Below are 24,659 nucleotides of genomic sequence, written 5' to 3' on the forward strand. Positions count from 1 at the left end.
ACATCCAAATCCCAGATTACCCCCCGCGCTTGCGCCGGAGGTTTTCGAAATACTCCACCCGCTTCTTCAAATCCCGCTCAAAGCCCCGCTCTACCGGTTGATAGAACTGCTCCCGTTCCATTGTCTCGGGAAAATAGTTCTGGCCGGAAAACCCGTCCTCAGCCTCATGGTCATAGGCATAGCCGGTGCCATAGCCCTGATCCTTCATCAATTGGGTTGGCGCGTTCAGGATATGTTTGGGCGGCGGCTCGGAGCCGGTTTTCTTCGCCACCCGCCGGGCAGCTTTATACGCCATGTAGCCAGCGTTGGTTTTTGGTGCGAGGGCCAGATAGATCACCGCCTGCGCCAGTGCCAATTCGCCCTCGGGCGAGCCCAGCCGTTCATAGGCTTCCCAGGCATGCATACAGACCGTCTGCGCCTGTGGGTCGGCCAACGCAATGTCCTCGACCGCCATGCGCAACAGGCGGCGGGCCAGATAGCGGGGATCCTCGCCACCTTCCAGCATGCGCGCATACCAGTAAAGCGCCGCATCCGGGTCTGATCCGCGCACCGATTTATGCAGGGCAGAGATCAGATTGTAATGTTCTTCGCCGGATTTGTCGTATTTCGCGGCCCGTTTCATCAAACGATTCGACAGGGCATCGCGCTCTAGCGGGCTGTCCACCTTCCAGGCAGCGACCTGTTCAATCAGGTTCAGCAGCGCCCGCCCATCGCCATCAGCCATTTCCAACAGCGCTTCGCGGGCACCTTTGTCCAAGGGCAGTTCGCGGGCCAACTCGGCCTCGGCCCGGGCGGTCAGCGCCTCCAGGTCTTCGGGCGACAGGCGTTCCAGCACCAGCACCTGCGACCGGGACAGAACCGCAGCGTTCAGTTCAAAACTGGGGTTTTCTGTGGTCGCCCCCACCAGCAGGATGGTGCCGTCTTCCATATGTGGCAGGAAACCGTCTTGCTGGGCTTTGTTGAAACGGTGGATCTCATCCACAAACAACAGCGTCCCCTGCCCGTTCTGACGCCGGATTTTGGCAGCTTCAAAGACTTTGCGCAGCTCCGGCACACCGGTGAAAATGGCGCTGATCTGGACAAAATGCAGATCGGTTTCATCGGCCAGAAGACGGGCAATGGTGGTTTTTCCCACCCCCGGTGGCCCCCAGAAAATAAGCGACGACAGGCTGCCAGAGCGCAGCATGACCCCCAGAGGTGCCTCTTCACCCAGCACCTGATTTTGGCCGATCACCTCGGACAAAAATTGGGGGCGCAACCGGTCCGCCAACGGCCGCGGCGCGGACCCCACATCCGGTGCAGGGGTGTCAGATGCAAATAAATCCGTCATAGCTCAGAGCCTGAACCGGATCTGAACCCGCTGCAACCCGCGAAGCACATCCATGCTGACACGACGCGCGCTGTTTTGCAGAAGCGCCTCCACAGAGTCGGGGGTTGCCACCTCCTGACCGTTTATCGCCAGCAGAATATCACCACGCCGCAGCCCCACGCGGCCGCCATAAGGACCACTGTCTTCGACCACCACACCTTCGGCTTCCAGCGACAGACCAAGTTCAGAGGCCACCGCGGGATTGACCCGTGACATTTTCAACCCCGGCAGGGGGCTGCCGTCCCCAAGCATTTTGGTCAAACGGGCGGGGCTGTCGGGCGGCAGCTGCATCGCAACCCCAGCCTCAGACACTTCACCCCCCCGGTAATACCGCACCGCAACCTCCGCCCCGAGGCCCGCCACCGACATGCGGAAGATCATCTCTTGAGGGGTATTCACCTCTTGGGCTTCGACACCCAGAATCACATCGCCGGGTCGAATGCCCGCCAGACGAAAGGGGCTTTTTTCATGCAGGCCAGAGATCAGCACACCACCGGGGCGATCGAGGCCGAGGCTCTCGGCGATGTCATTGTCGATGGCTTGGCCGGTGATGCCAGCCCAGGGCCGCTGAAACCGGCCAAAGCCTTCCCGCGCCTGCGCCACGAACTGGGCCACCAGATTGGCCGGGATTGCAAACCCCACCCCGTTGGAACCGCCCGATCGGGTTAGGATTGAGGTGTTCACCCCAATCAACGCGCCGTTCACGTCAATCAAGGCGCCCCCGGAATTGCCCGGATTGATCGCCGCATCGGTCTGCAGGAAGTAGCCCCGCGCTGCGCCCGTTGCCGTGCCCGAGCGTGCCAGCCCCGACACAATGCCGCTGCTGACCGTCTGGCCAATGCCAAACGGGTTGCCGATGGCCAGCGCCAGCTCGCCTACTTCGACCTCATCACTGTTGCGCAGCGGCAGATAGGGCATGTCTGGCGCATCCTGCAGCTTCAGGATCGCCAGATCGCTGTCCTTGTCAGCCAACACCACCTCGGCGGCAAATTCGCGCCGGTCTTTCAGTACAACGCGGATGTCCGTCGCGCCCCCCACCACGTGGAAATTGGAGACAACATAACCATCCGCAGAAAGAATCACGCCCGAGCCCAGTGAGTTTTGCACCTTGGGCCGGGTCTCACCAAAATCGCGGAAGAAATTCTGAAAGAACGGGTCGTTGGAAAACGGGTTCTGCCGGGCCTGCACAATGCGTTTGGCGTAGATATTGACCACAGCGGGGGCGGCCTGTTTCACCAAAGGCGCAAACCCCAATGCGATCTCCGCCTGCGACGTGGGCACGCGGGTCTCAGCCTGCAGGGGCGCGGCGACGGCCAGGGCCAATATCAACGGGGCTGCAATCCGGAACATTCTACGACCTCTTTGCTCTGTTCCAAACGATATGCGGCCGGTCCGTTGCGAATGCAAGGCGGACCGGCCGACAGGGGAGAACCCTTTGGAAAAATGGGCTGAAATCAGCCTGCTTTACGAATTGGCATGGCGCGGCGGGTGTCCACCGCCTGTGCCAGTCGGCGCAGCATGAATGCGGTGTCGTCCCAACCAAGGCAGCCGTCGGTGATGGACTGGCCGTAGACCAGTTTGCCCTTGCCCAGATCCTGACGCCCTTCAACCAGGTTGCTTTCGATCATCACGCCGGTGATGCGCCGCTCGCCGGTTTCCATCTGGCTGGCAATGTCTTCCAGCACCATCGGCTGTTTCATCGGGTCTTTGCCGCTGTTCGCATGGCTGGCGTCGATCATCACATGGGGGCGAATGCCGTCTTTTTCGGCGATTCGGCAGGCTGCATCCACTGAGGTGGCGTCATAGTTGGTGCCACCACCGCCGCGCAGAATGACGTGGCAATCCGGATTGCCGCTGGTGGCCGCAATCGCAGAGCGGCCGTTCTTGGACAGGGCCATGAAATGATGCGGGTGCGCCGCCGAGCGGACGGCATCAATGGCGATCTGCACATTGCCACGGGTGCCGTTTTTGAAGCCGACCGGGCAGCTCAGCCCCGAAGCCATTTCACGGTGGATCTGGCTTTCAGTGGTACGGGCACCGATGGCAGCCCAGCTGACCAGATCCGACAGGTATTGCGGCACCGCGCTATCGAGGAACTCGGTCCCCACCGGCAGACCCATTTGGTTGATGTCCAACAGCAGCTGGCGCGACACCTCCAGACCTGCGTCGATGCAGAAAGACCCATCCAGACCCGGATCGTTGATCAGCCCCTTCCAGCCCGAAATGGTGCGCGGCTTTTCGAAGTAGACCCGCATCACAATTTCAAGATGATCGCCCAGCTCTTCGCGCAAGGGCTGCAGTTTCTTGGCGTAATCCACCGCCGCTTCGGGATCGTGGATCGAGCAGGGGCCAACAACAACAACCAGCCGGTCATTCTGGCCGTGCAGCACTTTCTGGATGGCGCTGCGGCCGTCCAGCACAGTGCGGATCGATTTGGCGGTGATCGGCAGCTTCGCGGCCAGTTCATCGGGGGCGCGCATTTCCATCATATCGGCGATACGCAGGTTTTCGGTTTGGGTGGTCATTTTGTGGCGTCCTAGATTTTGTCTGTCTGGAAGCCCCCTCGGTTCTGAACCTTGGGCGGATACAAAAAGACCGCCCGGAGGGGGCGGTTCGTTTGGTATCTCTGGTGCGTATCTTCTGGTAATTCAGTACGCGCAGACCCCTCCGACCGCCGGATGGCTCGGATAAAAGTAATACCAAAAAGATGCGGTCTGGCAGGTCATGCCCAAACGCTAGCGGTGATTCTGGATTCTGTAAAGCAGGAATAAATTGCGTTTTTTCAGCGACCTATCCGTCGCCCTCAATTGATGCGACAGGATTACACATTTTGAATTACGCCCGCGCGCTTAGATTGATTTCAGGCCACAAGGAGATTTGAGATGTCCGACGCCCCCCGCACCCGCGCGCTCTACAACAGCGACTGCCCCGTCTGTGACGGCGAAATGTGCACCTATGCCGCCTACTCTGAAACCAAGGATCTGCCCATTGCCTTCGACGACCTGAATGCCATCGATCTGGCGGACTGGGGCGTCACCGAGGATGAGGCGACCCGCCTGTTGCATGTCTTGCATGAGGGCCGGCTTCACATCGGTTTTGACGCCATGCTGATCCTCTGGGTCCAGATGCCGCGGTATGCCTGGATGGCAAAGATTGGTCGCTTGCCGGTGATCTTTCAGATCGCGGACTGGCTCTACAAGCATGTGGTGGCACGGGTCATCTATGAGCGCCATCTGCGCCGCAAAGCCCGTGGGCTGGTGAAACAGTCCGGCTAGATCGGGGCACAACCCCAAGTCTATACCCTGTCAGGGAATTGCGGTCCGCCCTTCACCGGTTCATCACAAAGTGGATTGGTGAGAGAAAGGACAGACCATGCCCCGTAAATCTCTGGCGCGACGCGCGCTGACAGCGAATGCAGTGTTTTCGGGCGTATCGGGCCTTGCCCTTGCCACCTTGGCCCCGTTCTGGGCCGAAGTCCTGCTGCAGTCGCCTCCGGTCTGGCTGTCGCCAGCGTTGCGGGTGTTGGGCGGAGGATTGGTGAGTTTCGCCGCAGTGCTTGTTTGGCTCGCCGCCGCGCCTGAGCGCACGGCGCGATGGACGCAACTGGTCATCTGGGCGGATCTGGCCTGGGTTGCGATGACGGTCGTTCTGCTTGTCATCCTTTGGGCCCAGTTCACGGGGGCTGGGATCACACTGCTGATCGCGGTGGCCGCTGTTGTGGCGGTATTCGGAATGTTGCAACAGCGCAGCCTGCGCCGCCTCCCTGCGCAGCCAGGCGACGCCACCGCTTCCTGAAATCGCCCAACGAAAAACCCCCGCGCCATTGCTGGCACGGGGGCAAAGGTCCGGTCAAAATGACCGAGGATCTTATTCGTCAGCCGCTGCTTCTTCAGCTGCAACACGTGCCTTGTCGGCAGCGCCTTTGGCGTCGACATCACGATCAACGAATTCGATGATCGCCATCGGTGCCATGTCGCCATAGCGGAAGCCGGCCTTCAGGATACGGACATAGCCGCCCTGACGGTCCTTGTAGCGCGGGCCCAGAACGTCAAACAGTTTGGTGACATACTGGTCCTGCTTCAGCTTGGAAGCTGCCTGACGGCGGGCGTGCAGATCGCCACGTTTCGCCAGCGTGATCATCTTTTCGATGATCGGGCGCAGTTCTTTTGCTTTCGGCAGGGTGGTTTTGATCTGTTCATGTTCGATCAGCGAACCGGCCATGTTCGAGAACAGCGCTTTGCGGTGTTCATGAGTACGGTTCAGGCGGCGGTAACCACGAGCGTGACGCATTGTTTATCTCCTAAGTCTTGCGTTTTTGCTTTGTCAGGCCAGCGATGCGTGTCGCCAGCTCTCCTTGAGGTCTTGCGACCTGAGTAGTCCCCGGCAGGTCCGGGCATTTGAGACACGGGGCGAACCATTGGCCCGCCCCGGTATTCTGAATGGCTTAGAAAGCGTCTTCGAACTTCTTCGCCAGATCTTCGATGTTGTCCGGCGGCCAGTCCTCGACATCCATGCCCAGGTGCAGGCCCATGCCCGACAGAACTTCTTTGATCTCGTTCAGCGACTTGCGGCCGAAGTTCGGGGTGCGGAGCATCTCGGCTTCGGTTTTCTGGATCAAGTCGCCAATGTAAACGATGTTGTCGTTCTTCAGGCAGTTGGCCGAACGTACAGACAGTTCCAGCTCGTCCACTTTCTTCAAGAGAAGCGGGTTGAACTCGAGACCATCGTCTTCGTCCTGACGGCCAGCTGCTTCGGGCTCTTCGAAGTTGACGAAGATCGACAGCTGATCCTGAAGGATGCGCGCTGCATAGGCAATGGCATCTTCCGGGGTGATCGAACCGTCGGTTTCGACCTTCATGGTCAGCTTGTCATAGTCCAGAACCTGACCTTCACGGGTCGGCTGAACGTCATACGAAACCTTTTTGACCGGCGAGTAGATGGCGTCGATCGGCATCAGGCCGATGGGCGCATCTTCCGGCTTGTTACGATCCGCAGGGACGTAGCCTTTGCCGGTGTTGACGGTCAGTTCCATGTAGAGATCGGCACCATCATCGAGGTGGCAGATCACGTGTTCCTTGTTCAGGATCTCGATGCCAGCGCTGTCCGAAATGTCACCAGCGGTCACAACTGCCGGACCTTTGGCGTTGATCGACAGGCGCTTGGGGCCTTCAACTTCCATACGCAGCGACACACCTTTGAGGTTCAGAACCACATCGGTCACGTCTTCGCGTACACCAGCAACGCTGGAGAATTCGTGCAGAACGTTGTCAATCTGTACGCTGGTGATGGCTGCGCCTTGCAGCGAGCTCATCAAGACGCGGCGCAGCGCGTTGCCCAGGGTCAGACCAAAGCCGCGTTCCAGCGGTTCGGCAACCAGGGTCGCCTGACGGGTCGGGTCGTTGCCCGGCTTCACGTCAAGCTGGGTCGGCTTGATCAATTCTGCCCAGTTCTTGTGGATCATGCGTCCCTCCATTCCTGTTCTGTCTCCATGTCCCAAAGACAGAACGCCCGAGGTTTCAAAATGACAAACTGGGGCCGTGTCTGAAACACAGCCCCAGCCTTAAATGCTGGATTAAACCCGGCGACGTTTCGGCGGGCGGCAGCCGTTGTGTGCGATCGGGGTCACATCACGGATCGAGGTGATGTTGAAACCAATTGCGGCCAGCGCGCGCAGAGCCGATTCACGGCCCGAACCGGGGCCCTGAACTTCTACTTCCAGGGTTTTAACACCGTGCTCCTGCGCTTTTTTGCCTGCGTCTTCAGCAGCCATCTGAGCGGCGTAAGGGGTCGATTTACGCGAACCCTTGAAGCCCATGGTGCCAGCGGACGACCAAGAAATGGCGTTGCCCTGCACGTCAGAGATCAGGATTTTGGTGTTGTTGAAGCTGGAGTTTACGTGTGCAACGCCAGCTGCGATGTTCTTGGAGACCTTTTTCTTGCCCCCACGACGGGTATCACGTGCCATTGGTAGCTACCTCCCTTACTTCTTCTTACCGGCAATGGCCTTTGCGGGGCCTTTGCGAGTACGAGCGTTGGTGTGAGTACGCTGGCCGCGTACGGGGAGGCCACGACGATGGCGCAGGCCGCGGTAGCAACCCAGGTCCATCAGACGTTTGATGTTCATGGTCACTTCACGACGCAGGTCACCTTCAACGGTGTAGTTGGCGTCGATGTGCTCACGAATGGCCAGCACTTCGGCGTCCGACAGTTCGTTGACGCGACGGGTAAAGTCGATTTTCACGGCTTCGCAGATTGCTTCGGCCGAAGTCTGGCCAATGCCAGTGATGTAGGTGAGGGCGATCGGGACCCGTTTAGAGGTCGGGATGTTAACGCCGGCGATACGTGCCACGTGTCACTTTCCTTTTTAGTTGCGGTTCCGTAGCTCCAGAACCTTTTTTCACAACATAAGCCCGACGTGATGCGCCGGGCCTCCGCTGATCAGGTGTTCGATTCGCAATCGGGAGCGACCCGAGGGGAATCACATTTTCATAAGGCATGTTCCGTAAGAGGTTTTTCACCAAGCGTCAAGCGCTGCGCCTGCAAACGTGCCCATCCTGGCAAATATCCCTTACACCCGCGTGCATTACGTCGCAATTGACCGGCTTTGAGCATTCATGCAAAATTCTGCACATATTCCGCATCTCACGAGTAGCAAATGATTTTCAGGCGCCTTTACATCAGCCGCGCCGCCTACCCAATCGGTCATCAATCCGATCTGGACATTCTCGAGACTGCGGTGGCCAACAATGCCCGACATGGCATCACCGGAATGCTGCTGCGTCGGGACCGTCGTTTTGTGCAGGTGATTGAAGGCGCCGAAGCAACGGTGCGGCCCCTGTTCGAAAACATAAACAAGGATCCGCGGCACCATAGCGTCAGGTTCATTGGCAAGTGGCAAGCAGAGACCCGGATGTTTGGCGACTGGTCGATGGCCTATCGCAGTTTCGACCGCCCCCTACCCCAGTTTGATGCGGACAAACCCTCCGCCGACAAGGACCAGGCCACGGCCCTGCTGCACGGGTTGCACAAGATGGCCACCTCCAGCCAGGGTGTTTTTGCCCTTTAACCTGCATTGACGTGGCTTGCACGGCTGTGCAAACATGTTCAGATAGTCGAATATTACCTCTCTGCCCTTAAATCCAACGGGAGGGTTCATGGTATTTCAACTGATCTATCAAAGCGACGCCCTGCCCGGCAGCGACGGCAGTGAGGACATTGAAATCCTCCGCAAGTCCTTGCTGAACAACAATGCAAACAGGGTGACAGGTTTTCTGGTCCGCACCGGCAATCGGTTCTGCCAGCACCTTGAAGGGCCGCAGGGCACCATTTTGACACTGTTTGACAAAATCAGGCAGGATCCCCGCCACCGGCATGTGGCCCTGCTGGGAACCTGGCACGCGGACAGCCGCGCTTTCGGCAGCTGGTCCATGGGCTACAGACGGTTTGCCGATATGCTATCGCTGATCAATCAGACCAGCCCCGAACCGTCGCAATCCCACGCCCAATTGCTGTCTGGCATCCTGCTGCAACTGTCCCGACTGCCGGAACCTGCCCCGCTCCCAGAAGGGCTGCGGGCGGCAAAACGGCTTTGATCAAGTAAAAACACCCGACCAGGGGCCGGGTGTTTTTTTACGAACCTATCGCGGAGATCAGGCGTCCAGCACCTTGGCGATATCGGCTTCGACCGTGGCAATATCCGCCAGACCATCAACCGTGCTCAGCAGGCCTTTGGCATAGTAGTAGCCGATCAGCGGCGCGGTCTTCTTGTAGTATTCCGTCAGACGGAAGCGCACGCTTTCTTCATTGTCATCCGCCCGGGCTTCTTTGCCGGCAGCGACCGCTTCGGCGGCGCGGTTTACAACCCGGGCCACCAGCGTTTCATCATCCACCTGCATCGACACGGCGGCAGCAAGGTCTTCACCCTTCTCCGCCAGCAATTCCCCCAGAGCGTCTGCTTGGGCCAGGGTGCGGGGGAAGCCGTCAAAGATGAAACCACCTTTTTTGTCGCCTTCCAGCTTTTCACGGATCAGGCCGATGACAATCTCATCGGTGACCAGCTCACCACGTGCCATAACGTCGGCAACGCGTTTGCCCATCTCAGTGCCGCTGGCTTTTGCCTCGCGCAGCATGTCGCCCGTGGAGAGCTGGATCATGTTGCGGCTTTCCACCAGATTGGCGGCCTGAGTTCCTTTGCCCGCGCCGGGCGGTCCAAGCAGAATAATGTTCATCGACGAGACGGTCCCTTACGATTGCGTTTTTTGCCCTTGCCGCGCAGCTGAGATTTTTCAATCAAACCTTCATACTGGTGCGCCAGAAGATGACTCTGCACCTGCTGGATGGTGTCCATGGTCACGGACACCACGATCAGCACCGAGGTACCACCGAAGTAGAAAGGAATAGCCAGCTGGCTGCGCAGGATTTCCGGTAGCAGACAGACCGCTGCCAGATAGGCCGAACCCAGAACCAGCACACGGGTGGTGACATATTCCAGGTATTCAGCAGTTTTCTTGCCGGGACGGATGCCCGGGATAAAGCCGTTCTGGTTCTTCAGGTTGTCCGCAACATCATCCGGCTTGAAGGAGACGTTGAAGGTATAGAAGAAGGCGAAGAAGACGATCATCGCCACGAAGAACAAGAGATACAGCGGCTGACCGGGGCCGAAATAGGCCAGGATGGTCGACATGATCGGACCGGTCTGGTTGCCCGAGAAGGTCGAGATGGTGGTTGGCAACAGCAGCAGCGACGAGGCAAAGATCGCCGGGATCACACCCGCCGGGTTTACCTTGATCGGCAGGTGGCTGGAGCCGCCATCATAGACCTTCATACCCACCTGACGGCGGGGATACTGAATGTGGATCTTGCGCAGCGCGCGTTCCATGAACACCACAAAGCCGATGGTCGCAACGACCATGACCAGCACACCGATGATGACACCGGGGCTGATGGCGCCCGAACGGCCTTGGCTCAGGAACTGGGCCAGTGCGGCAGGAACCTCGGCGATGATGCCGACGAAGATGATCAGAGAGATACCGTTACCGATGCCGCGCTGGGTGATCTGCTCGCCCAGCCACATCAGGAACATGGTGCCGCCCACCAGGGTGATCACGCAGGAAACGACAAAGAACCAGTAGTCCAGATCCGGCTGCACCAGATCCCCGGTGTACAGGCTGACCGCCAGACCATAGGCCTGCAACGTGGCCAGAAACACGGTGCCGTAGCGGGTGTACTGGTTGATCTTCTTACGGCCCTGTTCGCCCTCTTTCTTCAACTGTTCCAGCGCCGGAACCATCGAGGTCAGCAGCTGAACAATGATCGAGGCCGAGATATAGGGCATGATGCCAAGGGCAAAGATACCCATCCGTCCCAGTGCGCCACCGGTGAACATCGACAGGATGCCCCCCAGACCCGCCGCTGCGCCGTCCATAAATTCACGGAGCGCGTTGCCGTCGATGCCGGGAACGGGAATGAAAGTGCCAAGACGATAAACAATCAGAAGGCCCAGGGTGAACAGGATGCGGCTGCGCAGCTCGGTCGCCTTACCGAAGGCGGACCAGCTGGTGTTCGCGGCCATTTGTTCTACTGCAGATACCATGCGCGGTCTCTCTTATATGACAAACGCCGCCAAGAGCGTTTTCCAGCTCCGGCGGCGTTCTTAGGAAAACTGGGATCTTATGTAAGCGGCGAAGCCGCCGCTCACAACCCGTTAAGGCGTTACTTACGCGCCTTTGACCTTCAGCGAGCCGCCAGCTTTTTCAACAGCTTCAACTGCCGACTTGGAGGCACCGGTCACATCCAGCTCAACTTTGGTGTTGAAATCGCCTTTGGCGAGGATGCGGATACCGTCCAGTTTGCGGCGTACGAGGCCGCTTTCGACCAGCACATCTTCGGTGATCGGCGCGGAGGCGTCGATTTTGCCGGCTTCGATGAACTTGGCCAGCAGGCCCAGGTTCAGAACGGCGTATTTCTTGGGGTTCGGAACATTGAAGCCGCGCTTGGGAAGGCGCTGGTACAATGGCATCTGGCCACCTTCGTAGCCGTTGATCGCTACACCCGAACGGGATTTCTGACCTTTGATACCACGGCCACCCATTTTACCTTTGCCCGAACCAGGGCCACGGCCAACGCGCATGCGTTTTTTGGTTGCGCCAGGATTGTCGCGGAGTTCATTCAGTTTCATATCGCTTCTCCTTGCCGGAACTGACCCCTGAAGCGTAAGCGGGTCAAACACGGCGTTTTTTGCTTGTTGATTCTATGACCCATAGAGAGCCACCGGGTGCCTATACGCGACAGAGGCCAGCGGATCAAGGGGGCGTAGATTGTAGGGTGGTGCCAAGTGACCCAACGTCCCGGAACCCAGCAACGATCCAGCGGAAAAGCAAAAAGCCCCCGCAGAGTGCGGAGGCCTTGCATCATGCACCGGGAGGAGGCGCGTTGATCAGACTTTGTAGACGTGGTCGAAGGCAACGCGCTCGATGTCGTTGCGGTCCAGACCCAGATCCCAAAGTTCACGGTTGGTCAGTTTGGACAGTTCGCGCACGGTCTCATCATAGGCGGCGCGGCGCTTGCGGGCGGCTTTGAAGCCTTCGTAAGCGGCGGTCAAACGGGCAACCAGGTTAAAGCTGGCGGTGGTGGTGGTAGCTGCATAAGCCATATCGATTACTCCTAAGTGTCGGACGGGGCCTATTCCCCGCTGTTCTTGTCATGTCTCTTAGTGACAGGAACCGTATACGCCACCCGCCCACACAGGAGAATCGCAGACTCCGCCGTACTGCTCTGCAGAATATGCATGGCTAGTTCACTAAAACGCCAAAGCGGCGTTATCTGGCTGTTACCTCAGGCAGTCTCGACCAGGGGTTCCAGATCGCTCAGCGCCAGAGGTTCGTTGCAGCAGGCACAGACCACACGTGCCGTGGCCTCTGCCCCACAGGTTTTGTGGCGTACCGGAACGGCGGCGCGGCATCGGCGATCCATTTATCGCCCCAGGCCGCCATCGCCATCAGAACCGGCACAAAATCCACCCCCTGCGGCGTCATCACATAGCGATAGCGTTTGGGCCGCTCACTATAGAGCGTCTTTTGCAGCATACCGTGCTCGACCAGCCGGTTGAGGCGTTGTGTCAACGTGTTGCGGCTGATGCCAAGGGACAGGTGGAAGTCGTCAAACGTCGTCACCCCCCGCGCCGCGTCGCGCAGGATCAGCGGCGTCCACCAGTCACCGATGATGTCCACTGTCCGCGCCAATGAGCAATCCCATTGTGAGAAGTCGTGTCGTTTCATGCTGCCTTCCTTCCAATCAGAGAGTTGCAAGATGGAACTGACTATGCAAACCAATAGTAAGTTCAACATTGGAACTGAGTCGCAGCATGGGCTCAGATTGAAAGGAATAAGGACATGACACAGACCAACCTGCCCCGCCTCGTGGCGCTCTGCGCGGGATTTGGAGCAACGATGGTGGCCTTGATGGTGGGCATTTCGGTGCAGAACGGCACGGGTTTTCAGGATTTCGAATCGATCCTGCGCCACGGCACACCTGAGGCCTATGGCGCCGCCATCACTGACGCGGCCCCAGTGCTGCGGCTGATCTACCCGCTGGATACGATGTATATCTTTTCCTACGTGACGATGGTCTTTGCCATAGTTCCGCTGGTGCCCGAACGTCGGATGGCGGGCCTGCTTGCGGTGATCGCCGTGCTGATGACTGCGGGCCTCGACTTCATCGAGAACAACCACATCCTGGCAATCGCCGCTGCGGCCGAACGTGGCGTGTTACCCGATATGGCGCGGATCACCTTTGAAACAGTGGTGACCCAGAGCAAGTTCAACTTTGGCCTGCTGCTGACCCTCACCCTATCATTCCTGATCCTGCAAAACGGACGGGCTGCCAATGTCACGCGCTGGCTGGCCCGAGCTGTGGTGGTGCTGGCCCCCGTCGCCCTGCTGTCGCCGGTGACCACGCTGATCTACCTCAGCATGAACATCGGTCTGGGCTATCTGATTGCCTATCTGTACTGGCCACGTTCCCGCCAAGCTATGCCCCTGCAGACAGCAGCAGCGTAACCGCAAAAGAAATCGCCCCGAACCTTGCGGTCGGGGCGTTTCCAATTTTCTAGAAGCGATTGCTTAGTCGCGCTCTTCGATGATCTCAACCATGTGAGAAATCTTGCGCACCATGCCGCGAACGGCAGGAGTGTCTTCAAGCTCACGGGTTTTGTGCATCTTGTTCAGGCCCAGACCCACCAGGGTGGCGCGCTGGTCTGCGGGGCGACGGATCGGCGAGCCGATCTGTTTTACAACGATGGTTTTAGCCATGGGTCGTTCTCCTTACGCGTCTGCCGGGGCAGCTGCTTCGTCCTTACGCAGGATGTCAGCAACTTTTTTGCCACGACGTGCAGCAACCGAACGCGGGCTCGACTCTTTGGTCAGGCCGTTCAGGGTTGCGCGGATCATGTTGTAGGGGTTCTGCGAACCGATCGACTTCGACACAACGTCTTTGATGCCCAGCATCTCGAAGACGGCACGCATCGGACCACCTGCGATGATCCCGGTACCTTCCGGAGCGGTGCGCATGACAACCTTACCGGCGCCGTGACGACCTTCCATGTCGTGGTGCAGGGTGCGGCCCTCTTTCAGAGGTACGCGGATCATGTTGCGCTTGGCCTGCTCGGTGGCTTTGCGGATGGCCTCAGGGACCTCTTTCGCTTTACCTTTACCGAAGCCTACGCGGCCTTTCTGATCGCCAACAACCACCAGAGCGGCGAAGCCGAAGCGTTTACCACCTTTAACGGTTTTCGACACACGGTTGATCGCGACGAGACGATCTGCGAATTCCGGAGCTTCGTCACGATCGCGACGGTCCCGGCGGTTTTCACGTTCTGCCATTTCGGCATTCCTTTCTGAATGGCGCATTGCGGCGCCTGTTGTTTCAATCCTGGTGACTGCCCCCGAAAGGACAGCCCCGGATCATCGGGGGGGCGACAGGCGCCCCCCGCAGGTCATTAGACCTTCAGGCCACCTTCACGCGCAGCGTCGGCCAGAGCCTTCACCTTGCCGTGGAACAGGAAACCGCCACGGTCGAAGTATGCTTCGGTGTGGCCAGCCTTGACGGCGCGTTCCGCAACAGCTGCGCCAACTTTGGCAGCTGCTTCGATGTTGTTCTTGCCAACAACGCCCAGGTCTTTTTCCAGCGACGAAGCCGAAACCAGAGTTACACCGTTCACATCGTCGATCAGCTGAGCGCTGATGTTCTTGTTCGAACGGTGAACCGACAGGCGCAGCTTGCCGACGTTCACTTTGCGAAGTTTGTTCCGGACGCGCAGGCGGCGCTTCAGAAACAGGGTTCTTTTGCTGTTTGCCATTACTCTGGTCCTTACTTCTTCTTGCCTTCCTTGCGGAAGATAAACTCGTCTTTGTATTTGATGCCTTTGCCTTTGTAGGGCTCGGGCTTACGCCATTCGCGGATGTTCGCCGCGACCTGGCCAACGAGTTGTGCGTCGTCGCCTTCGATGATGATCACTGTGGGCTTCGGTGCGGTGACGGTTACGCCGGCCGGCACTTCGAAGTTCACATCATGCGAGTAACCGAGGTTCAGCTTCAGGACATTGCCCTGCATCTGAGCACGGTAACCAACACCGTTGATCTCCAGCTCTTTTTTGAAGCCCTGCGTCACACCTTTGACCATGTTGGCCACCATGGTGCGCGACATGCCCCACTGCTGACGAGCACGCTTGGAGTTGCCACGCGGGGTGACAACAACAGTGTTCTCTTCAACAGAGATGGAAACATCATCAGTTGCGGTGAAGCTCTGGGACGCTTTCGCGCCTTTCACTTCGATGGTCTGACCCGACACAGTGGCGGTTACGCCGCTGGGCAGTTCGACCGGCTTTTTACCAATACGAGACATTCAGACCTCCTTAGAAGACGGTGCAGAGCACTTCGCCGCCAACGTTGTTGGAGCGTGCGTTCGCATCCGACATCACACCTTTCGGAGTGCTGACAATCGACACGCCCAGGCCCTGACGGACAACGGGGATGTCACTGACGCCCATGTATACGCGACGACCGGGTTTCGAAACCCGCTTCAGTTCGCGAATGACAGGGGTGCCTTCGTAGTATTTCAGCTCGATTTCGAGGGTCGGATGACCATCAACACCGGTGCCGTTTTCGTAGCCGCGGATGTAGCCTTCGTCAGCCAGTACATCCAGAACCCAGCCGCGCAGCTTGGAAGCGGGGGTCGACACAGTCGATTTACCACGCATCTGAGCGTTACGGATACGGGTGAGCATATCGCCGATAGGATCGTTCATATCTTCTCTCCCTTACCAGCTGGATTTCACCAGACCGGGGATCTGGCCAAACGAGCCCAGTTCCCGCAGCATGATACGGCTGACCCGAAGCTTACGGTAGTAAGCATGGGGACGACCGGTCAGCTGACAACGGTTGTGCAGACGGGTAGCCGAGCTGTTGCGCGGCAGTTTCGCAAGCGCGAGAGAAGCGCGGAAACGCTCTTCCATCGGCTTTTCTTTGTCGTTGATGACCTCTTTGAGGGCAGCGCGCTTAGCAGCATATTTTGCTACCAGCTTCTCACGCTTAACCTCACGAGCGACCATGGATTTCTTAGCCATTACTCTAATCTCCCCGCGCTTAGCTGTTGAAGGGCATGTTGAAGGCTTTCAACAGGCTCTTAGCTTCCGCATCGGTGTTCGCGGTGGTGGCGATCACGATGTCCATACCCCAAACTTCGTCAACTTTGTCGAAGTCAATTTCGGGGAACACGATGTGTTCTTTCAGGCCGGTGGCGTAGTTGCCGCGACCGTCGAACGACGTGCCCGAAACGCCGCGGAAGTCGCGGATACGAGGCATTGCGATGGTGATCAGACGATCCAGGAATTCATACATGCGGTCGCCGCGCAGGGTCACTTTCGCACCCATCGGCATACCTTCACGCACGCGGAAGCCCGCGATCGAGTTCTTGGCTACGGTGGTCAAGGCCTTCTGACCTGCGATCTTGGTCAGATCTTCCTGAGCAGCTTTGGCTTTTTTGCTGTCTTTGACAGCTTCTGCGCCACAGCCGATGTTCAGGACAATTTTGTCCAGACGCGGGATCTGCATGTCGTTTTTATACGCGAACTCTTCTTTCATAGCTGCGCGGATGGTTTCGACATACTGAGTCTTCAGACGCGGGGTGTAAGTTGCATCAGTCATTAGATCACGTCCCCCGTGGTCTTGGCGAAGCGTACCTTCTGGTCACCTTCCATGCGGAAGCCAACGCGGGTTGCTTTGCCGTTTGCGTCCAGGATCGCCAGGTTCGACAGCTGGATCGGCATCGCCTTAGGCAGGCGGCCGCCCTGAGCGGTCTGGCTCTGACGGGTGTGGCGGATGGCCATGTTGATGCCATCTACAACAGCTTTACCGGCAGCCGGGTCAACGGAAGCGATCACGCCTTCTTTGCCCTTGTCCTTGCCGGTCAGCACGACGACCTTGTCGCCTTTTTTCAGTTTAGCAGCCATCTTACAGCACCTCCGGAGCCAGCGACACGATCTTCATCATGCCTTTGCCGCGCAGCTCACGAACAACCGGGCCAAAGATACGGGTACCAACCGGCTCGTTGTTGTTGTTCAGGATAACAGCTGCGTTGCGATCAAAACGGATCGCGGTGCCGTCTTCACGACGTACTTCTTTGGCGGTGCGAACGACGACGGCTTTACGCACGTCACCCTTTTTCACACGACCGCGCGGAATGGCTTCTTTCACCGAAACAACGATTACGTCACCTACGGAGGCGTAACGACGGTGTGAGCCACCCAGGACCTTGATGCACTGAACACGGCGCGCGCCGCTGTTGTCAGCAACATCCAGGTTTGTCTGCATCTGGATCATTTGGTTTCTCCCGACCTATGGGGGGACTTGCAGGTGTCCGGATCCCCAGGGTTTCGCTAATAAGCGGGGAGATCGAATAAGCGGAAGCTTAGACGATCACTTCCCAACGCTTGGTCTTCGACTTCGGTGCACATTCCTGGATACGGACGGAGTCACCGACGTTGAACTGGTTGTTCTCATCGTGAGCCCGGTACTTTTTGGACTTACGGATGGTCTTTTTCAGAACAGGGTGCGTGAAGCGGCGTTCTACCGAAACAGTTACGGTCTGTTCGTTTGCGTTCGAGGTCACGGTGCCTTGAAGAATACGTTTGGGCATCAATCAGGTCCTTATTCAGCAGCCGCTTGGGCTTTTTCGTTCAGCACAGTGGCAACGCGGGCGACGTCACGACGGACTTCACGCATGCGAGCAGTGTTTTCGAGCTGACCGGTGGCCTGTTGAAAGCGCAGGTTAAACGCTTCTTTCTTAAGAGCCGACAGTTCCTCACGGAGCTGATCCGGCGTCTTATCACGCAGTTCATTGGCGTTCATGTCGCCTTTTCCTTTCTACTACACCAGAAGGCCCCGCTATGTGTTTGGGTCACCTTTTGCCTGGTGGGTTTTCTCTGCACGGACGAATCCCTACAGCCTGCGAATCCGCAGGATGACGCTCTATAGGGGGATATCGGGGTGGGAGCAAGGGAAAGATGTTGGGCGCGCATTCCAGAATGCGAGCCAACGAAATCATTTTGCGAGGCCCTGCTTAGACTTCCAGCCGAACTCGGCGTCAAAGCAATGGCCGAACAGAGAAATTGCTCAGGGTGATGACCAAAGAATGCCTGGTTGCCCAGTTACCTCGACAAGGTTACTGACGATTGTTTCAGGCGCCCAGTGCCCGCAACGATCAAACACAACCGAACAGCCTGCGTTTTCTTGGTCAACCGGAGCAGTGACAAGATAGCAGGCAGCACCAGGCGCCCCGAAAATTAAGGCCTGCCATTTGCCCAAACCATCGCGTTGGAAATACACCGGATCTGAAGCTACATTATCCACAACATCGGCAAAGGTCACCGAGACCTCGATCCGCTGTGGGGCTTTGAAGGCGTCAACCACAGCCTCGACCGTTTTCAAAATATCCTCCAATTCACACCTCAGCCCTAGGGAAATTGAGTACAAGTTTCCTTGCGGCGTTGACAGACCTTAATTGGCCGAAAGCGAATGCTCACCGATGCCGCTAGGCGCACATCTCGGCTTGCACGGCAATTTCGCCCCAATCGTCACACCCCCTACCCCAATCCGCAGCGCGGGTGTATCACCAAGTCATGTCACAGATTGAATCGCTCTTTGTCACGCGGGTCTACCGCGCGGAACTTAACGAATTCGGCCCCGGGGTCGATGCCGATGAACTCGAAGCCTCCTGCTACGGCATAGCCGAAGATGATGAGGCCGGTCAGGATTGGTGTGAGGAAAACGGCTATCCAGGCTACACTTCCTATGCCTCGCTGACGGACCTTGGCTGGCGCTCGCCGATCTTTGCCGATGTCATCAAGGCGCTGGACGAACATGTCATGGCCTTTGCCAAGGATCTGGAGTTCAACCTCGATGATCGCAAACTGGTTCTGGAGGATCTCTGGATCAACATCCTGCCCGAAGGCGGCATGCACAGCTCGCACCTGCATCCCCATTCGGTGATCTCCGGCACCACCTATGTTGCCATGCCCGAAGGCACCTCGGCGCTGAAACTGGAAGATCCCCGCTCCGGTCGCATGATGGCCGCCCCCCCGCGCCAGAAAGACGCCCGCCGCGACCTGCAGACCTTTGTCTATATGAAACCCAAAGTCGGTGACGTGCTGCTCTGGGAAAGCTGGCTGCGCCACGAGGTACCGATGAACATGGTCGAAGACGACCGCGTCTCGGTCAGCTTCAACTACAAATGGGAATAACCTTAGAACCAAAAATGGCCCCAACCGGGGCCATTTCCTTTTAAGGATCAGTCGCGCGCCTGCAGCGCCTTCTCGATCCGCTCGAGTCGGGCAAACATCTCTTCACGGTATTCATCGGTTGCGGCGTTGGTTTCCTCGGCATGAGCGTCCTGCATCGAGTTTACGATCAGACCCACCACAAGGTTCATCACCGCAAAGGCGGTGACCAGAATGAACGGCACAAAGAACAGCCAGGCCATCGGGTGCTGTTCCATCACCGGACGTACGATGCCCATCGACCAGCTTTCCAGCGTCATCACCTGGAACAGGGAATAGAGCGAGCCGCCCAGCGTGCCGAACCATTCGGGGAAGGTTGGACCATAGAGCTTGGTCGCAATCACCGCACCGATGTAGAAGATGATCCCCGTCAGCAAGAAGACTGAGGCCATGCCGGGCAGCGCCAGAATAAAGGCCTCCACCACGCGACGCAGCGACGGCACCACCGAAACAACGCGCAGCAGGCGCAGAATCCGCAGCGCCCGCAGTACCGACAGACCGGCGCCGGCTGGAGACAGCGAAATGCCAATGATCAACGCATCAAACCAGTTCCAGGGGGAGCGGAAAAATGCGGTCCCACGGGCAAACAGCTTGGCGCAGATCTCGACCACAAAGATCCCAAGGCAGATCTGATCCAGCGCGGTGATCAACCCTCCTGCTGACGCCATCACATCCGGCGAGGTTTCCAACCCCAAAATGGCGGCGTTGAACAGGATAACGCCCATGATGATATTGCCCACCACCGGACGGTCGAGAAATTCTGAAAGTGCCGCGCGCATGTTTCGCCCCTCTGTTCGCTGGGCGCTATATGTGGGGTTTTGCGCCGTTAGGCAAGGTGCCTCCACCCACAGCGCGGCCGTCTGTAACTTCGGTTTAGCACTGTTTCACCGCCTCGCAGTTGACAGGCCGTACAAAACCAAATCGCAGGAAACCCACCTTCGATTTTCGCAAGGCCCTTTGTGAATATGCATAGCTGCCGCGAAGAACGCACGCATCCCCGCCACTCTCTCAGCGCCCGCTGTTTGGCACAACGGAGCGAGACCCGCTAAAGAGCTCGGCAAAACTCTGCACCAGTAGCGTTAATGCACCCGTTTCATGGTTCCAGAGGTAGACTGCCGTTTCACAACTGCGACCACTCCTAAGGAACACGAGCGCATCCCCAGCACCATTTGATGCAATCGCAACAGCATGCTCCGGCCATCCCGTCCATTTGGCCATCGCCTTCGTTTCCAGAACAACATCGTTAAAAGTCCGTTTCAACCTTTTGCGGTCAGAGGTGTCAGCGATGGGATGCAATCGCCACTCCTCATTGAGGTGGAAAACAGTTCCGCCATTTCTGCCACACATGGCTGCTCGGTAATCGGCTGGCAGCCGGGCACCAAGTTTCTGCTCCGCCTGAACAACAAATTTTTCATCCAAAGGTAGTGACATCAATGGGCCTTCCTAACGTCTCGAAATATGACCTCGATAAAACAAAACCCCCGCTGCTTGCGCAACGGGGGTTTCGAAATTTTCAGAAGCGGTAAGGCTTACCAGTCTTCACGAACAACAACGCGGGTTTTCACCGGCAGTTTCATCGCGGCCAGACGCAGGGCCTCACGTGCGATGTCTTCGTCGACGCCGTCGATTTCGAACATCACGCGACCCGGCTTAACCTTGGCAACCCAGCGGTCAACCGAACCTTTACCTTTACCCATACGAACTTCGATCGGCTTTGCAGTGACCGGTACGTCGGGGAAGATACGGATCCAAACACGACCTTGACGCTTCATGTGACGGGTCATGGCACGACGTGCAGCTTCGATCTGACGGGCAGTCACACGCTCGGGTGTGGTTGCCTTCAGGCCGTAGGTGCCGAAGTTCAGATCAGAGCCGCCTTTGGCGAGACCCTTGATCCGGCCCTTCTGCATCTTGCGGAATTTAGTACGCTTTGGCTGAAGCATAACTCAGTTCTCCTTATCGACGACCGCGACCGCCGCCAGTGCGGGGTGCGGGACCATCCTGGGCTTCGGCAGCGCGACGGTCACGAGCAGCAGGATCGTGCTCCATGATTTCGCCTTTGAAGATCCAGGTTTTGATGCCGATGATGCCGTACGGAGTCATCGCTTCACAGTGTGCGTAATCGATGTCAGCACGCAGGGTGTGCAGCGGCACGCGGCCCTCACGGTACCATTCGGTACGCGCGATCTCTGCACCGCCCAGACGGCCAGCAACGTTTACACGGATGCCCTGTGCGCCCATGCGCATGGCGTTTTGAACCGAACGCTTCATGGCGCGGCGGAACGACACACGACGCTCCAGCTGCTGAGCAATCGACTCGGCAACCAGCTGAGCGTCCAGCTCGGGCTTGCGCACTTCAACGATGTTCAGGTGCAGTTCGCTGTCGGTCATGTTCGACAGTTTCTTGCGCAGAACTTCGATGTCAGCACCTTTTTTGCCGATGATCACGCCCGGACGCGCGGTGTGAATGGTCACACGGCACTTCTTGTGGGGGCGCTCGATGATCACGCGGGCGATGCCAGCCTGCTTGCACTCTTCTTTGATGAAGTCGCGGATCTTGATGTCTTCCAGCAGAAGATCACCGTAGTCCTTGGTATCGGCGTACCAACGGCTGTCCCAGGTGCGGTTCACCTGCAGGCGCATGCCGATCGGATTGACTTTATGACCCATTAGGCTTGCTCCTCAACTTGACGCACCTTGATGGTGAGTTCCGAGAACGGCTTGACGATCTTGCCGAAACGGCCACGTGCCCGAGGACGACCGCGCTTCATGGTCAGGTTTTTGCCAACAAAGGCTTCTGCCACGATCAGTTCGTCCACATCCAGGTTGTGGTTGTTTTCGGCGTTCGCAATTGCGGACTGAAGGCATTTCTTCACGTCCTGCGCGATCCGCTTTTTGGAGAAGGTGAGGTCGGTCAGAGCCTTGTCTACCTTCTTGCCACGGATCATTTGCGCGACCAGGTTCAGTTTCTGCGGCGAGGTACGGAGCATGCGAGTCTTCGCCATTGCTTCGTTATCTGCCACGCGGCGGGGATTTTTTGCCTTGCCCATGACTTACTTCCGCTTCGCTTTTTTGTCAGCCGCGTGACCGTAATAGGTCCGGCTCGGCGAATATTCACCAAACTTCTGACCAATCATGTCTTCGGTGACGTTGACGGTGATGTGCTTCTGGCCGTTGTAAACGCCAAACGTCAGACCCACGAACTGGGGCAGAATCGTCGAGCGACGCGACCAGATTTTGATAACTTCATTGCGACCCGATTCACGCGACGCTTCGGCTTTCTTAAGCACGTAAGCATCCACGAAGGGGCCTTTCCATACAGAACGTGCCATGTCTTAACGGCCCTTCTTCTTGGCGTGACGCGAGCGGATGATAAGCTTCTGCGACGCCTTGTTGGTGTTGCGGGTACGCTTGCCCTTGGTCGGTTTACCCCAGGGGGTAACCGGGTGACGACCACCCGAGGTACGACCTTCACCACCACCGTGGGGGTGATCGATCGGGTTCATGACCACACCACGGACCGACGGACGGATGCCTTTGTGACGCATACGACCGGCTTTACCGAAGTTCTGGTTCGAGTTGTCGGGGTTGGAAACGGCGCCAACGGTGGCCAGGCATTCCTGACGAACCAGACGCAATTCACCCGAGCTCAGACGGATCTGAGCGTAACCGCCGTCACGGCCAACAAACTGTGCGTAAGTACCGGCTGCACGGGCGATCTGGCCGCCTTTGCCCGGTTTCAGTTCGATGTTGTGAACGATGGTACCGATGGGCATACCCGAGAAGGGCATGGTGTTACCGGGTTTGATGTCGGCTTTTGCCGAAGCGATAACCTGATCACCAACTGCCAGACGCTGCGGGGCCAGGATGTAGGCCTGCTCGCCGTCTTCGTACTTCACCAGTGCGATGAAGGCGGTACGGTTGGGGTCATATTCGATACGCTCAACGGTTGCTGCTACGTCGAATTTGTTACGCTTGAAGTCCACGATACGGTAGAGGCGTTTTGCCCCGCCGCCTTTGCGACGCATCGTGATCCGCCCGGTGTTGTTCCGGCCGCCATTCTTCGTCAGACCCTGGGTGAGGGCTTTGACGGGGCGTCCTTTCCACAGCTCCGAACGGTCGATCAGTACCAGCCCACGCTGGCCTGGCGTAGTCGGCTTATACGACTTAAGTGCCATGCTTCTGTCTTCCGTTTTGTGAGGCAGGCGATTGCCTACCCTTAGGTTATAGCCCCCCGTCCGTTTGTTCCCCGCTGGAAACGCCCTACTAGGGTGGCCGATCATAGGGCCCCGAAGGTCCCAAAGTTCCAAATATCATGGGCCCCGGAACGAATCCGAGGCCTCACGATGGGCGCGATGTAACAGGGATGGTGAAGGGAGTCTAGGGGGATGCAAACAAATAGGATGCATCAGTCTTCGTTGTCGTAACACGAGATGGAAAGATCGCCACCAAGTTCGGAAATTTGCGCTATCTCCGTGGCAGAGATCTCCAAGTTACATTGCCCATCAAAAAACCTTGCAACATCAAATTCAACAGCAGTCACGCCGACCGCACTTTCCAAAACTCTCTTTGCAAATCTATACAATGAGTCAATGCTATCACCCTTGATATGAAGGACGCCCGTGCTCAAGACGCGGCCAGACTTCGAAGTGCTACCAGGATCGAGAGACAACAAAGTTTCCAAGTTTGCATCGACAACTACATCAAGTTCCGATGGGTAAAATGCTTCCCCTCGCAAAGACATCGCAAAACTAAATCCAACATCCTCTTCTACCATTGAGCTTAATCCAGTCGGTAAAGGTCGAGTTGAACGCCCCTATCAATGGTGCGTCCAGTTTGCGGGTTCTTTAACACGATTACTCCAATTTGGCTGACACCCGTTTCTGGCTTTGTAGTGTCAATCTTCCGCTTTTCGGCAGTAAAATCGTTCTTTGTTCCAGGTCTGGGGGGAGTCTCGAGACACGCCCTTTTTTCCACTACTGCACCGAACTTGCAGCAAGTAGCGCCTTCAGACGGCAAATCCTGAATTTAATGGGTACGCAAAACTTGAAGGCATCGCGTGGACGATCCGTCAGCCGCCTAGATTCCTTCGAGGATTTCACGGACACGGTCCTGCCTATTTTGCTGAGGAAACAATCTCCAAATCTGAAACCATCAAATCCAGCAAGCAGATAGTAGAACCATCAGCATTCATAAACTCAACAAAAACATCACCACCTTCTACGGGCACATCAACCACAACACCAATTGAGCCAAAATCAATTGAAGCATGCTTTGAAACGGTTCTAACAGTATCGTAGAGCTCTATGGTGCGCTCTTCCATCTCATTTTTCCCGGATTGTTTATGTAATCAGGCGGCCAACACTTGTCCCAGCATCATTCTGAAAAATGAAAGGAACGTCCATAGCCCCCCGTTTGCGCCAGTTTTGTGAATGACTTGGTTATAGCACACGCCATCTG

The 24,659-nt window shown here is 57.4% G+C and carries 39 protein-coding genes; 6 read left to right on the top strand and 33 right to left on the bottom strand.

Annotated features, from left to right (window positions below; genetic code table 11):
- Positions 1-16: 16 nt before the first annotated feature.
- The 3 genes from SIC14_RS02005 to SIC14_RS02015 all read right to left on the bottom strand — a co-directional run bounded on the left by SIC14_RS02005 (position 17) and on the right by SIC14_RS02015 (position 3,894).
- Complete coding sequence (locus SIC14_RS02005; RefSeq protein WP_412564179.1) at positions 17-1,330, bottom strand: replication-associated recombination protein A; 1,314 nt, start codon at positions 1,328-1,330, stop codon at positions 17-19.
- Positions 1,331-1,333: 3 nt separating this feature from the next.
- The gene (locus SIC14_RS02010; RefSeq protein WP_412564180.1) at positions 1,334-2,719 is read right to left on the bottom strand and encodes a trypsin-like peptidase domain-containing protein; all 1,386 of its coding nucleotides are present in this window, start codon (positions 2,717-2,719) and stop codon (positions 1,334-1,336) included.
- Positions 2,720-2,823: 104 nt separating this feature from the next.
- Complete coding sequence (locus SIC14_RS02015) at positions 2,824-3,894, bottom strand: 3-deoxy-7-phosphoheptulonate synthase (RefSeq protein ID WP_412564181.1); 1,071 nt, start codon at positions 3,892-3,894, stop codon at positions 2,824-2,826.
- 357 nt (positions 3,895-4,251) lie between these two features.
- Between SIC14_RS02015 and SIC14_RS02020 the strand changes: the two genes are divergently transcribed.
- The gene (locus SIC14_RS02020; protein ID WP_412564182.1) at positions 4,252-4,644 is read left to right on the top strand and encodes a thiol-disulfide oxidoreductase DCC family protein; all 393 of its coding nucleotides are present in this window, start codon (positions 4,252-4,254) and stop codon (positions 4,642-4,644) included.
- 97 nt (positions 4,645-4,741) lie between these two features.
- The gene (locus SIC14_RS02025) at positions 4,742-5,164 is read left to right on the top strand and encodes a hypothetical protein (RefSeq protein ID WP_412564183.1); all 423 of its coding nucleotides are present in this window, start codon (positions 4,742-4,744) and stop codon (positions 5,162-5,164) included.
- A 72-nt stretch (positions 5,165-5,236) separates the two neighbouring features.
- Here SIC14_RS02025 and rplQ read toward each other — a convergent pair whose 3' ends face one another.
- From rplQ to rpsM, 4 genes are all read right to left on the bottom strand, one after another.
- Entirely contained in the window at positions 5,237-5,659 is a 423-nt protein-coding gene (rplQ, locus tag SIC14_RS02030) for a 50S ribosomal protein L17 (RefSeq protein WP_058245134.1), read from the bottom strand.
- Positions 5,660-5,813: 154 nt separating this feature from the next.
- Entirely contained in the window at positions 5,814-6,830 is a 1,017-nt protein-coding gene (locus SIC14_RS02035; RefSeq protein ID WP_412564184.1) for a DNA-directed RNA polymerase subunit alpha, read from the bottom strand.
- A gap of 111 nt (positions 6,831-6,941) precedes the next feature.
- A complete protein-coding gene (rpsK, locus tag SIC14_RS02040; protein WP_058245136.1) occupies positions 6,942-7,334 on the bottom strand; it encodes a 30S ribosomal protein S11 in 393 nt (130 codons plus the stop codon).
- A 15-nt stretch (positions 7,335-7,349) separates the two neighbouring features.
- The gene (gene rpsM / locus SIC14_RS02045; RefSeq protein WP_412564185.1) at positions 7,350-7,718 is read right to left on the bottom strand and encodes a 30S ribosomal protein S13; all 369 of its coding nucleotides are present in this window, start codon (positions 7,716-7,718) and stop codon (positions 7,350-7,352) included.
- Positions 7,719-8,024: 306 nt separating this feature from the next.
- On the opposite strand from rpsM, the gene SIC14_RS02050 reads away from it, so the two are divergent.
- Together SIC14_RS02050 and SIC14_RS02055 are read left to right on the top strand one after the other, a co-directional pair.
- On the top strand, positions 8,025-8,435 hold the full coding sequence (locus SIC14_RS02050) for a BLUF domain-containing protein (RefSeq protein WP_412564186.1): 411 nt from the start codon (positions 8,025-8,027) through the stop codon (positions 8,433-8,435).
- Positions 8,436-8,523: 88 nt separating this feature from the next.
- Positions 8,524-8,961, top strand: coding sequence for a BLUF domain-containing protein (locus tag SIC14_RS02055; protein WP_412564187.1), 438 nt, complete (start codon positions 8,524-8,526; stop codon positions 8,959-8,961).
- Positions 8,962-9,018: 57 nt separating this feature from the next.
- Here SIC14_RS02055 and SIC14_RS02060 read toward each other — a convergent pair whose 3' ends face one another.
- The 5 genes from SIC14_RS02060 to SIC14_RS02080 form a co-directional block, all read right to left on the bottom strand.
- Complete coding sequence (locus tag SIC14_RS02060; RefSeq protein ID WP_412564188.1) at positions 9,019-9,597, bottom strand: adenylate kinase; 579 nt, start codon at positions 9,595-9,597, stop codon at positions 9,019-9,021.
- Positions 9,594-10,961, bottom strand: a complete 1,368-nt coding sequence (gene secY / locus SIC14_RS02065; RefSeq protein ID WP_412564189.1) for a preprotein translocase subunit SecY — start codon at positions 10,959-10,961, stop codon at positions 9,594-9,596. Before secY ends, SIC14_RS02060 begins: the two co-directional genes overlap by 4 nt.
- A 123-nt stretch (positions 10,962-11,084) precedes the next feature.
- Positions 11,085-11,546: a 50S ribosomal protein L15 gene (gene rplO / locus SIC14_RS02070; protein WP_412564190.1), complete on the bottom strand. Its 462-nt coding sequence runs from the start codon at positions 11,544-11,546 to the stop codon at positions 11,085-11,087.
- A gap of 258 nt (positions 11,547-11,804) precedes the next feature.
- Positions 11,805-12,020, bottom strand: a complete 216-nt coding sequence (locus SIC14_RS02075) for a DUF1127 domain-containing protein (protein WP_412564191.1) — start codon at positions 12,018-12,020, stop codon at positions 11,805-11,807.
- A 214-nt stretch (positions 12,021-12,234) separates the two neighbouring features.
- On the bottom strand, positions 12,235-12,645 hold the full coding sequence (locus SIC14_RS02080) for a winged helix-turn-helix transcriptional regulator (protein WP_412564192.1): 411 nt from the start codon (positions 12,643-12,645) through the stop codon (positions 12,235-12,237).
- 114 nt (positions 12,646-12,759) lie between these two features.
- Between SIC14_RS02080 and SIC14_RS02085 the strand changes: the two genes are divergently transcribed.
- A complete protein-coding gene (locus SIC14_RS02085; RefSeq protein WP_412564193.1) occupies positions 12,760-13,425 on the top strand; it encodes a hypothetical protein in 666 nt (221 codons plus the stop codon).
- 63 nt (positions 13,426-13,488) lie between these two features.
- Here SIC14_RS02085 and rpmD read toward each other — a convergent pair whose 3' ends face one another.
- The 12 genes from rpmD to SIC14_RS02145 form a co-directional block, all read right to left on the bottom strand.
- On the bottom strand, positions 13,489-13,677 hold the full coding sequence (rpmD, locus tag SIC14_RS02090) for a 50S ribosomal protein L30 (RefSeq protein WP_412564194.1): 189 nt from the start codon (positions 13,675-13,677) through the stop codon (positions 13,489-13,491).
- Positions 13,678-13,689: 12 nt separating this feature from the next.
- Positions 13,690-14,247 (bottom strand): 30S ribosomal protein S5, encoded by a 558-nt coding sequence (gene rpsE, locus SIC14_RS02095; protein ID WP_412564195.1) that lies wholly within the window; start codon positions 14,245-14,247, stop codon positions 13,690-13,692.
- Positions 14,248-14,363: 116 nt separating this feature from the next.
- A complete protein-coding gene (rplR, locus tag SIC14_RS02100; RefSeq protein ID WP_412564196.1) occupies positions 14,364-14,723 on the bottom strand; it encodes a 50S ribosomal protein L18 in 360 nt (119 codons plus the stop codon).
- A gap of 11 nt (positions 14,724-14,734) precedes the next feature.
- Complete coding sequence (gene rplF, locus SIC14_RS02105) at positions 14,735-15,268, bottom strand: 50S ribosomal protein L6 (protein ID WP_412564197.1); 534 nt, start codon at positions 15,266-15,268, stop codon at positions 14,735-14,737.
- Positions 15,269-15,278: 10 nt separating this feature from the next.
- Positions 15,279-15,671, bottom strand: a complete 393-nt coding sequence (gene rpsH, locus SIC14_RS02110) for a 30S ribosomal protein S8 (RefSeq protein WP_412564198.1) — start codon at positions 15,669-15,671, stop codon at positions 15,279-15,281.
- Positions 15,672-15,683: 12 nt separating this feature from the next.
- Positions 15,684-15,989, bottom strand: a complete 306-nt coding sequence (gene rpsN / locus SIC14_RS02115; RefSeq protein ID WP_412564199.1) for a 30S ribosomal protein S14 — start codon at positions 15,987-15,989, stop codon at positions 15,684-15,686.
- Between the two features lie 19 nt (positions 15,990-16,008).
- Positions 16,009-16,569, bottom strand: coding sequence for a 50S ribosomal protein L5 (gene rplE, locus SIC14_RS02120; RefSeq protein ID WP_412564200.1), 561 nt, complete (start codon positions 16,567-16,569; stop codon positions 16,009-16,011).
- Complete coding sequence (rplX, locus tag SIC14_RS02125; RefSeq protein ID WP_412564201.1) at positions 16,569-16,874, bottom strand: 50S ribosomal protein L24; 306 nt, start codon at positions 16,872-16,874, stop codon at positions 16,569-16,571. Before rplX ends, rplE begins: the two co-directional genes overlap by 1 nt.
- Before the next feature lies 1 nt (position 16,875).
- Positions 16,876-17,244 carry a 50S ribosomal protein L14 gene (gene rplN / locus SIC14_RS02130; protein WP_412564202.1) on the bottom strand — a complete coding sequence of 123 codons (369 nt, stop codon included), beginning with the start codon at positions 17,242-17,244 and terminating at the stop codon, positions 16,876-16,878.
- A gap of 88 nt (positions 17,245-17,332) precedes the next feature.
- On the bottom strand, positions 17,333-17,560 hold the full coding sequence (gene rpsQ, locus SIC14_RS02135) for a 30S ribosomal protein S17 (protein ID WP_412564203.1): 228 nt from the start codon (positions 17,558-17,560) through the stop codon (positions 17,333-17,335).
- An 11-nt stretch (positions 17,561-17,571) separates the two neighbouring features.
- Positions 17,572-17,772, bottom strand: coding sequence for a 50S ribosomal protein L29 (gene rpmC / locus SIC14_RS02140; protein ID WP_412564204.1), 201 nt, complete (start codon positions 17,770-17,772; stop codon positions 17,572-17,574).
- A 264-nt stretch (positions 17,773-18,036) separates the two neighbouring features.
- Positions 18,037-18,351: a hypothetical protein gene (locus SIC14_RS02145; protein WP_412564205.1), complete on the bottom strand. Its 315-nt coding sequence runs from the start codon at positions 18,349-18,351 to the stop codon at positions 18,037-18,039.
- A gap of 191 nt (positions 18,352-18,542) precedes the next feature.
- Here SIC14_RS02145 and SIC14_RS02150 point away from each other — a divergent pair, with 191 nt between their 5' ends.
- Entirely contained in the window at positions 18,543-19,163 is a 621-nt protein-coding gene (locus tag SIC14_RS02150) for a 2OG-Fe(II) oxygenase family protein (protein WP_412564206.1), read from the top strand.
- Positions 19,164-19,210: 47 nt separating this feature from the next.
- Here SIC14_RS02150 and SIC14_RS02155 read toward each other — a convergent pair whose 3' ends face one another.
- From SIC14_RS02155 to SIC14_RS02195, 9 genes are all read right to left on the bottom strand, one after another.
- A complete protein-coding gene (locus SIC14_RS02155; protein WP_412564207.1) occupies positions 19,211-19,978 on the bottom strand; it encodes an ion transporter in 768 nt (255 codons plus the stop codon).
- A 229-nt stretch (positions 19,979-20,207) separates the two neighbouring features.
- Positions 20,208-20,630, bottom strand: a complete 423-nt coding sequence (locus SIC14_RS02160; RefSeq protein ID WP_412564208.1) for an SMI1/KNR4 family protein — start codon at positions 20,628-20,630, stop codon at positions 20,208-20,210.
- 98 nt (positions 20,631-20,728) lie between these two features.
- Positions 20,729-21,142 (bottom strand): 50S ribosomal protein L16, encoded by a 414-nt coding sequence (rplP, locus tag SIC14_RS02165; RefSeq protein ID WP_058245156.1) that lies wholly within the window; start codon positions 21,140-21,142, stop codon positions 20,729-20,731.
- Positions 21,143-21,155: 13 nt separating this feature from the next.
- Positions 21,156-21,869: a 30S ribosomal protein S3 gene (gene rpsC, locus SIC14_RS02170; RefSeq protein ID WP_412564209.1), complete on the bottom strand. Its 714-nt coding sequence runs from the start codon at positions 21,867-21,869 to the stop codon at positions 21,156-21,158.
- A complete protein-coding gene (rplV, locus tag SIC14_RS02175) occupies positions 21,869-22,249 on the bottom strand; it encodes a 50S ribosomal protein L22 (protein WP_412564210.1) in 381 nt (126 codons plus the stop codon). Before rplV ends, rpsC begins: the two co-directional genes overlap by 1 nt.
- A 3-nt stretch (positions 22,250-22,252) precedes the next feature.
- Positions 22,253-22,531, bottom strand: coding sequence for a 30S ribosomal protein S19 (gene rpsS, locus SIC14_RS02180; protein ID WP_412564211.1), 279 nt, complete (start codon positions 22,529-22,531; stop codon positions 22,253-22,255).
- 3 nt (positions 22,532-22,534) lie between these two features.
- Positions 22,535-23,377, bottom strand: coding sequence for a 50S ribosomal protein L2 (gene rplB / locus SIC14_RS02185; RefSeq protein WP_412564212.1), 843 nt, complete (start codon positions 23,375-23,377; stop codon positions 22,535-22,537).
- Positions 23,378-23,607: 230 nt separating this feature from the next.
- Positions 23,608-23,976: a hypothetical protein gene (locus SIC14_RS02190; protein WP_412564213.1), complete on the bottom strand. Its 369-nt coding sequence runs from the start codon at positions 23,974-23,976 to the stop codon at positions 23,608-23,610.
- A 339-nt stretch (positions 23,977-24,315) separates the two neighbouring features.
- The gene (locus SIC14_RS02195) at positions 24,316-24,522 is read right to left on the bottom strand and encodes a hypothetical protein (protein WP_412564214.1); all 207 of its coding nucleotides are present in this window, start codon (positions 24,520-24,522) and stop codon (positions 24,316-24,318) included.
- Between the last annotated feature and the right edge of the window lie 137 nt (positions 24,523-24,659).

It is taken from the genome of Thalassobius sp. MITS945101 (assembly GCF_047123305.1).
Taxonomy (GTDB): Bacteria; Pseudomonadota; Alphaproteobacteria; order Rhodobacterales; family Rhodobacteraceae; genus Thalassobius.

Excerpts from the sequence above, each read along its gene's own strand:
- rpsE (WP_412564195.1), bottom strand. The coding sequence starts at position 14,247 with ATGGCAGAACGTGAAAACCGCCGGGACCGTCGCGATCGTGACGAAGCT.
- rplR (WP_412564196.1), bottom strand. The coding sequence starts at position 14,723 with ATGGCAAACAGCAAAAGAACCCTGTTTCTGAAGCGCCGCCTGCGCGTC.
- SIC14_RS02010 (WP_412564180.1), bottom strand. The coding sequence starts at position 2,719 with ATGTTCCGGATTGCAGCCCCGTTGATATTGGCCCTGGCCGTCGCCGCG.
- rpmD (WP_412564194.1), bottom strand. The coding sequence starts at position 13,677 with ATGGCTAAAACCATCGTTGTAAAACAGATCGGCTCGCCGATCCGTCGC.
- SIC14_RS02160 (WP_412564208.1), bottom strand. The coding sequence starts at position 20,630 with ATGTCACTACCTTTGGATGAAAAATTTGTTGTTCAGGCGGAGCAGAAA.
- rpsN (WP_412564199.1), bottom strand. The coding sequence starts at position 15,989 with ATGGCTAAGAAATCCATGGTCGCTCGTGAGGTTAAGCGTGAGAAGCTG.
- rplQ (WP_058245134.1), bottom strand. The coding sequence starts at position 5,659 with ATGCGTCACGCTCGTGGTTACCGCCGCCTGAACCGTACTCATGAACAC.
- rplE (WP_412564200.1), bottom strand. The coding sequence starts at position 16,569 with ATGACTGATGCAACTTACACCCCGCGTCTGAAGACTCAGTATGTCGAA.
- rplV (WP_412564210.1), bottom strand. The coding sequence starts at position 22,249 with ATGGGCAAGGCAAAAAATCCCCGCCGCGTGGCAGATAACGAAGCAATG.
- rplN (WP_412564202.1), bottom strand. The coding sequence starts at position 17,244 with ATGATCCAGATGCAGACAAACCTGGATGTTGCTGACAACAGCGGCGCG.
- rplP (WP_058245156.1), bottom strand. The coding sequence starts at position 21,142 with ATGCTTCAGCCAAAGCGTACTAAATTCCGCAAGATGCAGAAGGGCCGG.
- SIC14_RS02195 (WP_412564214.1), bottom strand. The coding sequence starts at position 24,522 with ATGGAAGAGCGCACCATAGAGCTCTACGATACTGTTAGAACCGTTTCA.
- SIC14_RS02015 (WP_412564181.1), bottom strand. The coding sequence starts at position 3,894 with ATGACCACCCAAACCGAAAACCTGCGTATCGCCGATATGATGGAAATG.
- SIC14_RS02055 (WP_412564187.1), top strand. The coding sequence starts at position 8,524 with ATGGTATTTCAACTGATCTATCAAAGCGACGCCCTGCCCGGCAGCGAC.
- SIC14_RS02085 (WP_412564193.1), top strand. The coding sequence starts at position 12,760 with ATGACACAGACCAACCTGCCCCGCCTCGTGGCGCTCTGCGCGGGATTT.
- rplB (WP_412564212.1), bottom strand. The coding sequence starts at position 23,377 with ATGGCACTTAAGTCGTATAAGCCGACTACGCCAGGCCAGCGTGGGCTG.
- SIC14_RS02155 (WP_412564207.1), bottom strand. The coding sequence starts at position 19,978 with ATGCGCGCGGCACTTTCAGAATTTCTCGACCGTCCGGTGGTGGGCAAT.
- rpsS (WP_412564211.1), bottom strand. The coding sequence starts at position 22,531 with ATGGCACGTTCTGTATGGAAAGGCCCCTTCGTGGATGCTTACGTGCTT.
- SIC14_RS02080 (WP_412564192.1), bottom strand. The coding sequence starts at position 12,645 with ATGAAACGACACGACTTCTCACAATGGGATTGCTCATTGGCGCGGACA.
- secY (WP_412564189.1), bottom strand. The coding sequence starts at position 10,961 with ATGGTATCTGCAGTAGAACAAATGGCCGCGAACACCAGCTGGTCCGCC.
- SIC14_RS02020 (WP_412564182.1), top strand. The coding sequence starts at position 4,252 with ATGTCCGACGCCCCCCGCACCCGCGCGCTCTACAACAGCGACTGCCCC.
- SIC14_RS02050 (WP_412564186.1), top strand. The coding sequence starts at position 8,025 with ATGATTTTCAGGCGCCTTTACATCAGCCGCGCCGCCTACCCAATCGGT.
- SIC14_RS02005 (WP_412564179.1), bottom strand. The coding sequence starts at position 1,330 with ATGACGGATTTATTTGCATCTGACACCCCTGCACCGGATGTGGGGTCC.
- rpsH (WP_412564198.1), bottom strand. The coding sequence starts at position 15,671 with ATGAACGATCCTATCGGCGATATGCTCACCCGTATCCGTAACGCTCAG.
- rpmC (WP_412564204.1), bottom strand. The coding sequence starts at position 17,772 with ATGAACGCCAATGAACTGCGTGATAAGACGCCGGATCAGCTCCGTGAG.
- rplX (WP_412564201.1), bottom strand. The coding sequence starts at position 16,874 with ATGGCTGCTAAACTGAAAAAAGGCGACAAGGTCGTCGTGCTGACCGGC.
- rpsC (WP_412564209.1), bottom strand. The coding sequence starts at position 21,869 with ATGGGTCATAAAGTCAATCCGATCGGCATGCGCCTGCAGGTGAACCGC.
- rpsK (WP_058245136.1), bottom strand. The coding sequence starts at position 7,334 with ATGGCACGTGATACCCGTCGTGGGGGCAAGAAAAAGGTCTCCAAGAAC.
- SIC14_RS02150 (WP_412564206.1), top strand. The coding sequence starts at position 18,543 with ATGTCACAGATTGAATCGCTCTTTGTCACGCGGGTCTACCGCGCGGAA.
- rpsQ (WP_412564203.1), bottom strand. The coding sequence starts at position 17,560 with ATGCCCAAACGTATTCTTCAAGGCACCGTGACCTCGAACGCAAACGAA.
- SIC14_RS02075 (WP_412564191.1), bottom strand. The coding sequence starts at position 12,020 with ATGGCTTATGCAGCTACCACCACCACCGCCAGCTTTAACCTGGTTGCC.
- rplO (WP_412564190.1), bottom strand. The coding sequence starts at position 11,546 with ATGAAACTGAATGAACTCCGCGACAATCCTGGCGCAACCAAAAAACGC.
- rplF (WP_412564197.1), bottom strand. The coding sequence starts at position 15,268 with ATGTCTCGTATTGGTAAAAAGCCGGTCGAACTGCCCAGCGGCGTAACC.
- SIC14_RS02190 (WP_412564213.1), bottom strand. The coding sequence starts at position 23,976 with ATGGTAGAAGAGGATGTTGGATTTAGTTTTGCGATGTCTTTGCGAGGG.
- SIC14_RS02060 (WP_412564188.1), bottom strand. The coding sequence starts at position 9,597 with ATGAACATTATTCTGCTTGGACCGCCCGGCGCGGGCAAAGGAACTCAG.
- SIC14_RS02025 (WP_412564183.1), top strand. The coding sequence starts at position 4,742 with ATGCCCCGTAAATCTCTGGCGCGACGCGCGCTGACAGCGAATGCAGTG.
- SIC14_RS02035 (WP_412564184.1), bottom strand. The coding sequence starts at position 6,830 with ATGATCCACAAGAACTGGGCAGAATTGATCAAGCCGACCCAGCTTGAC.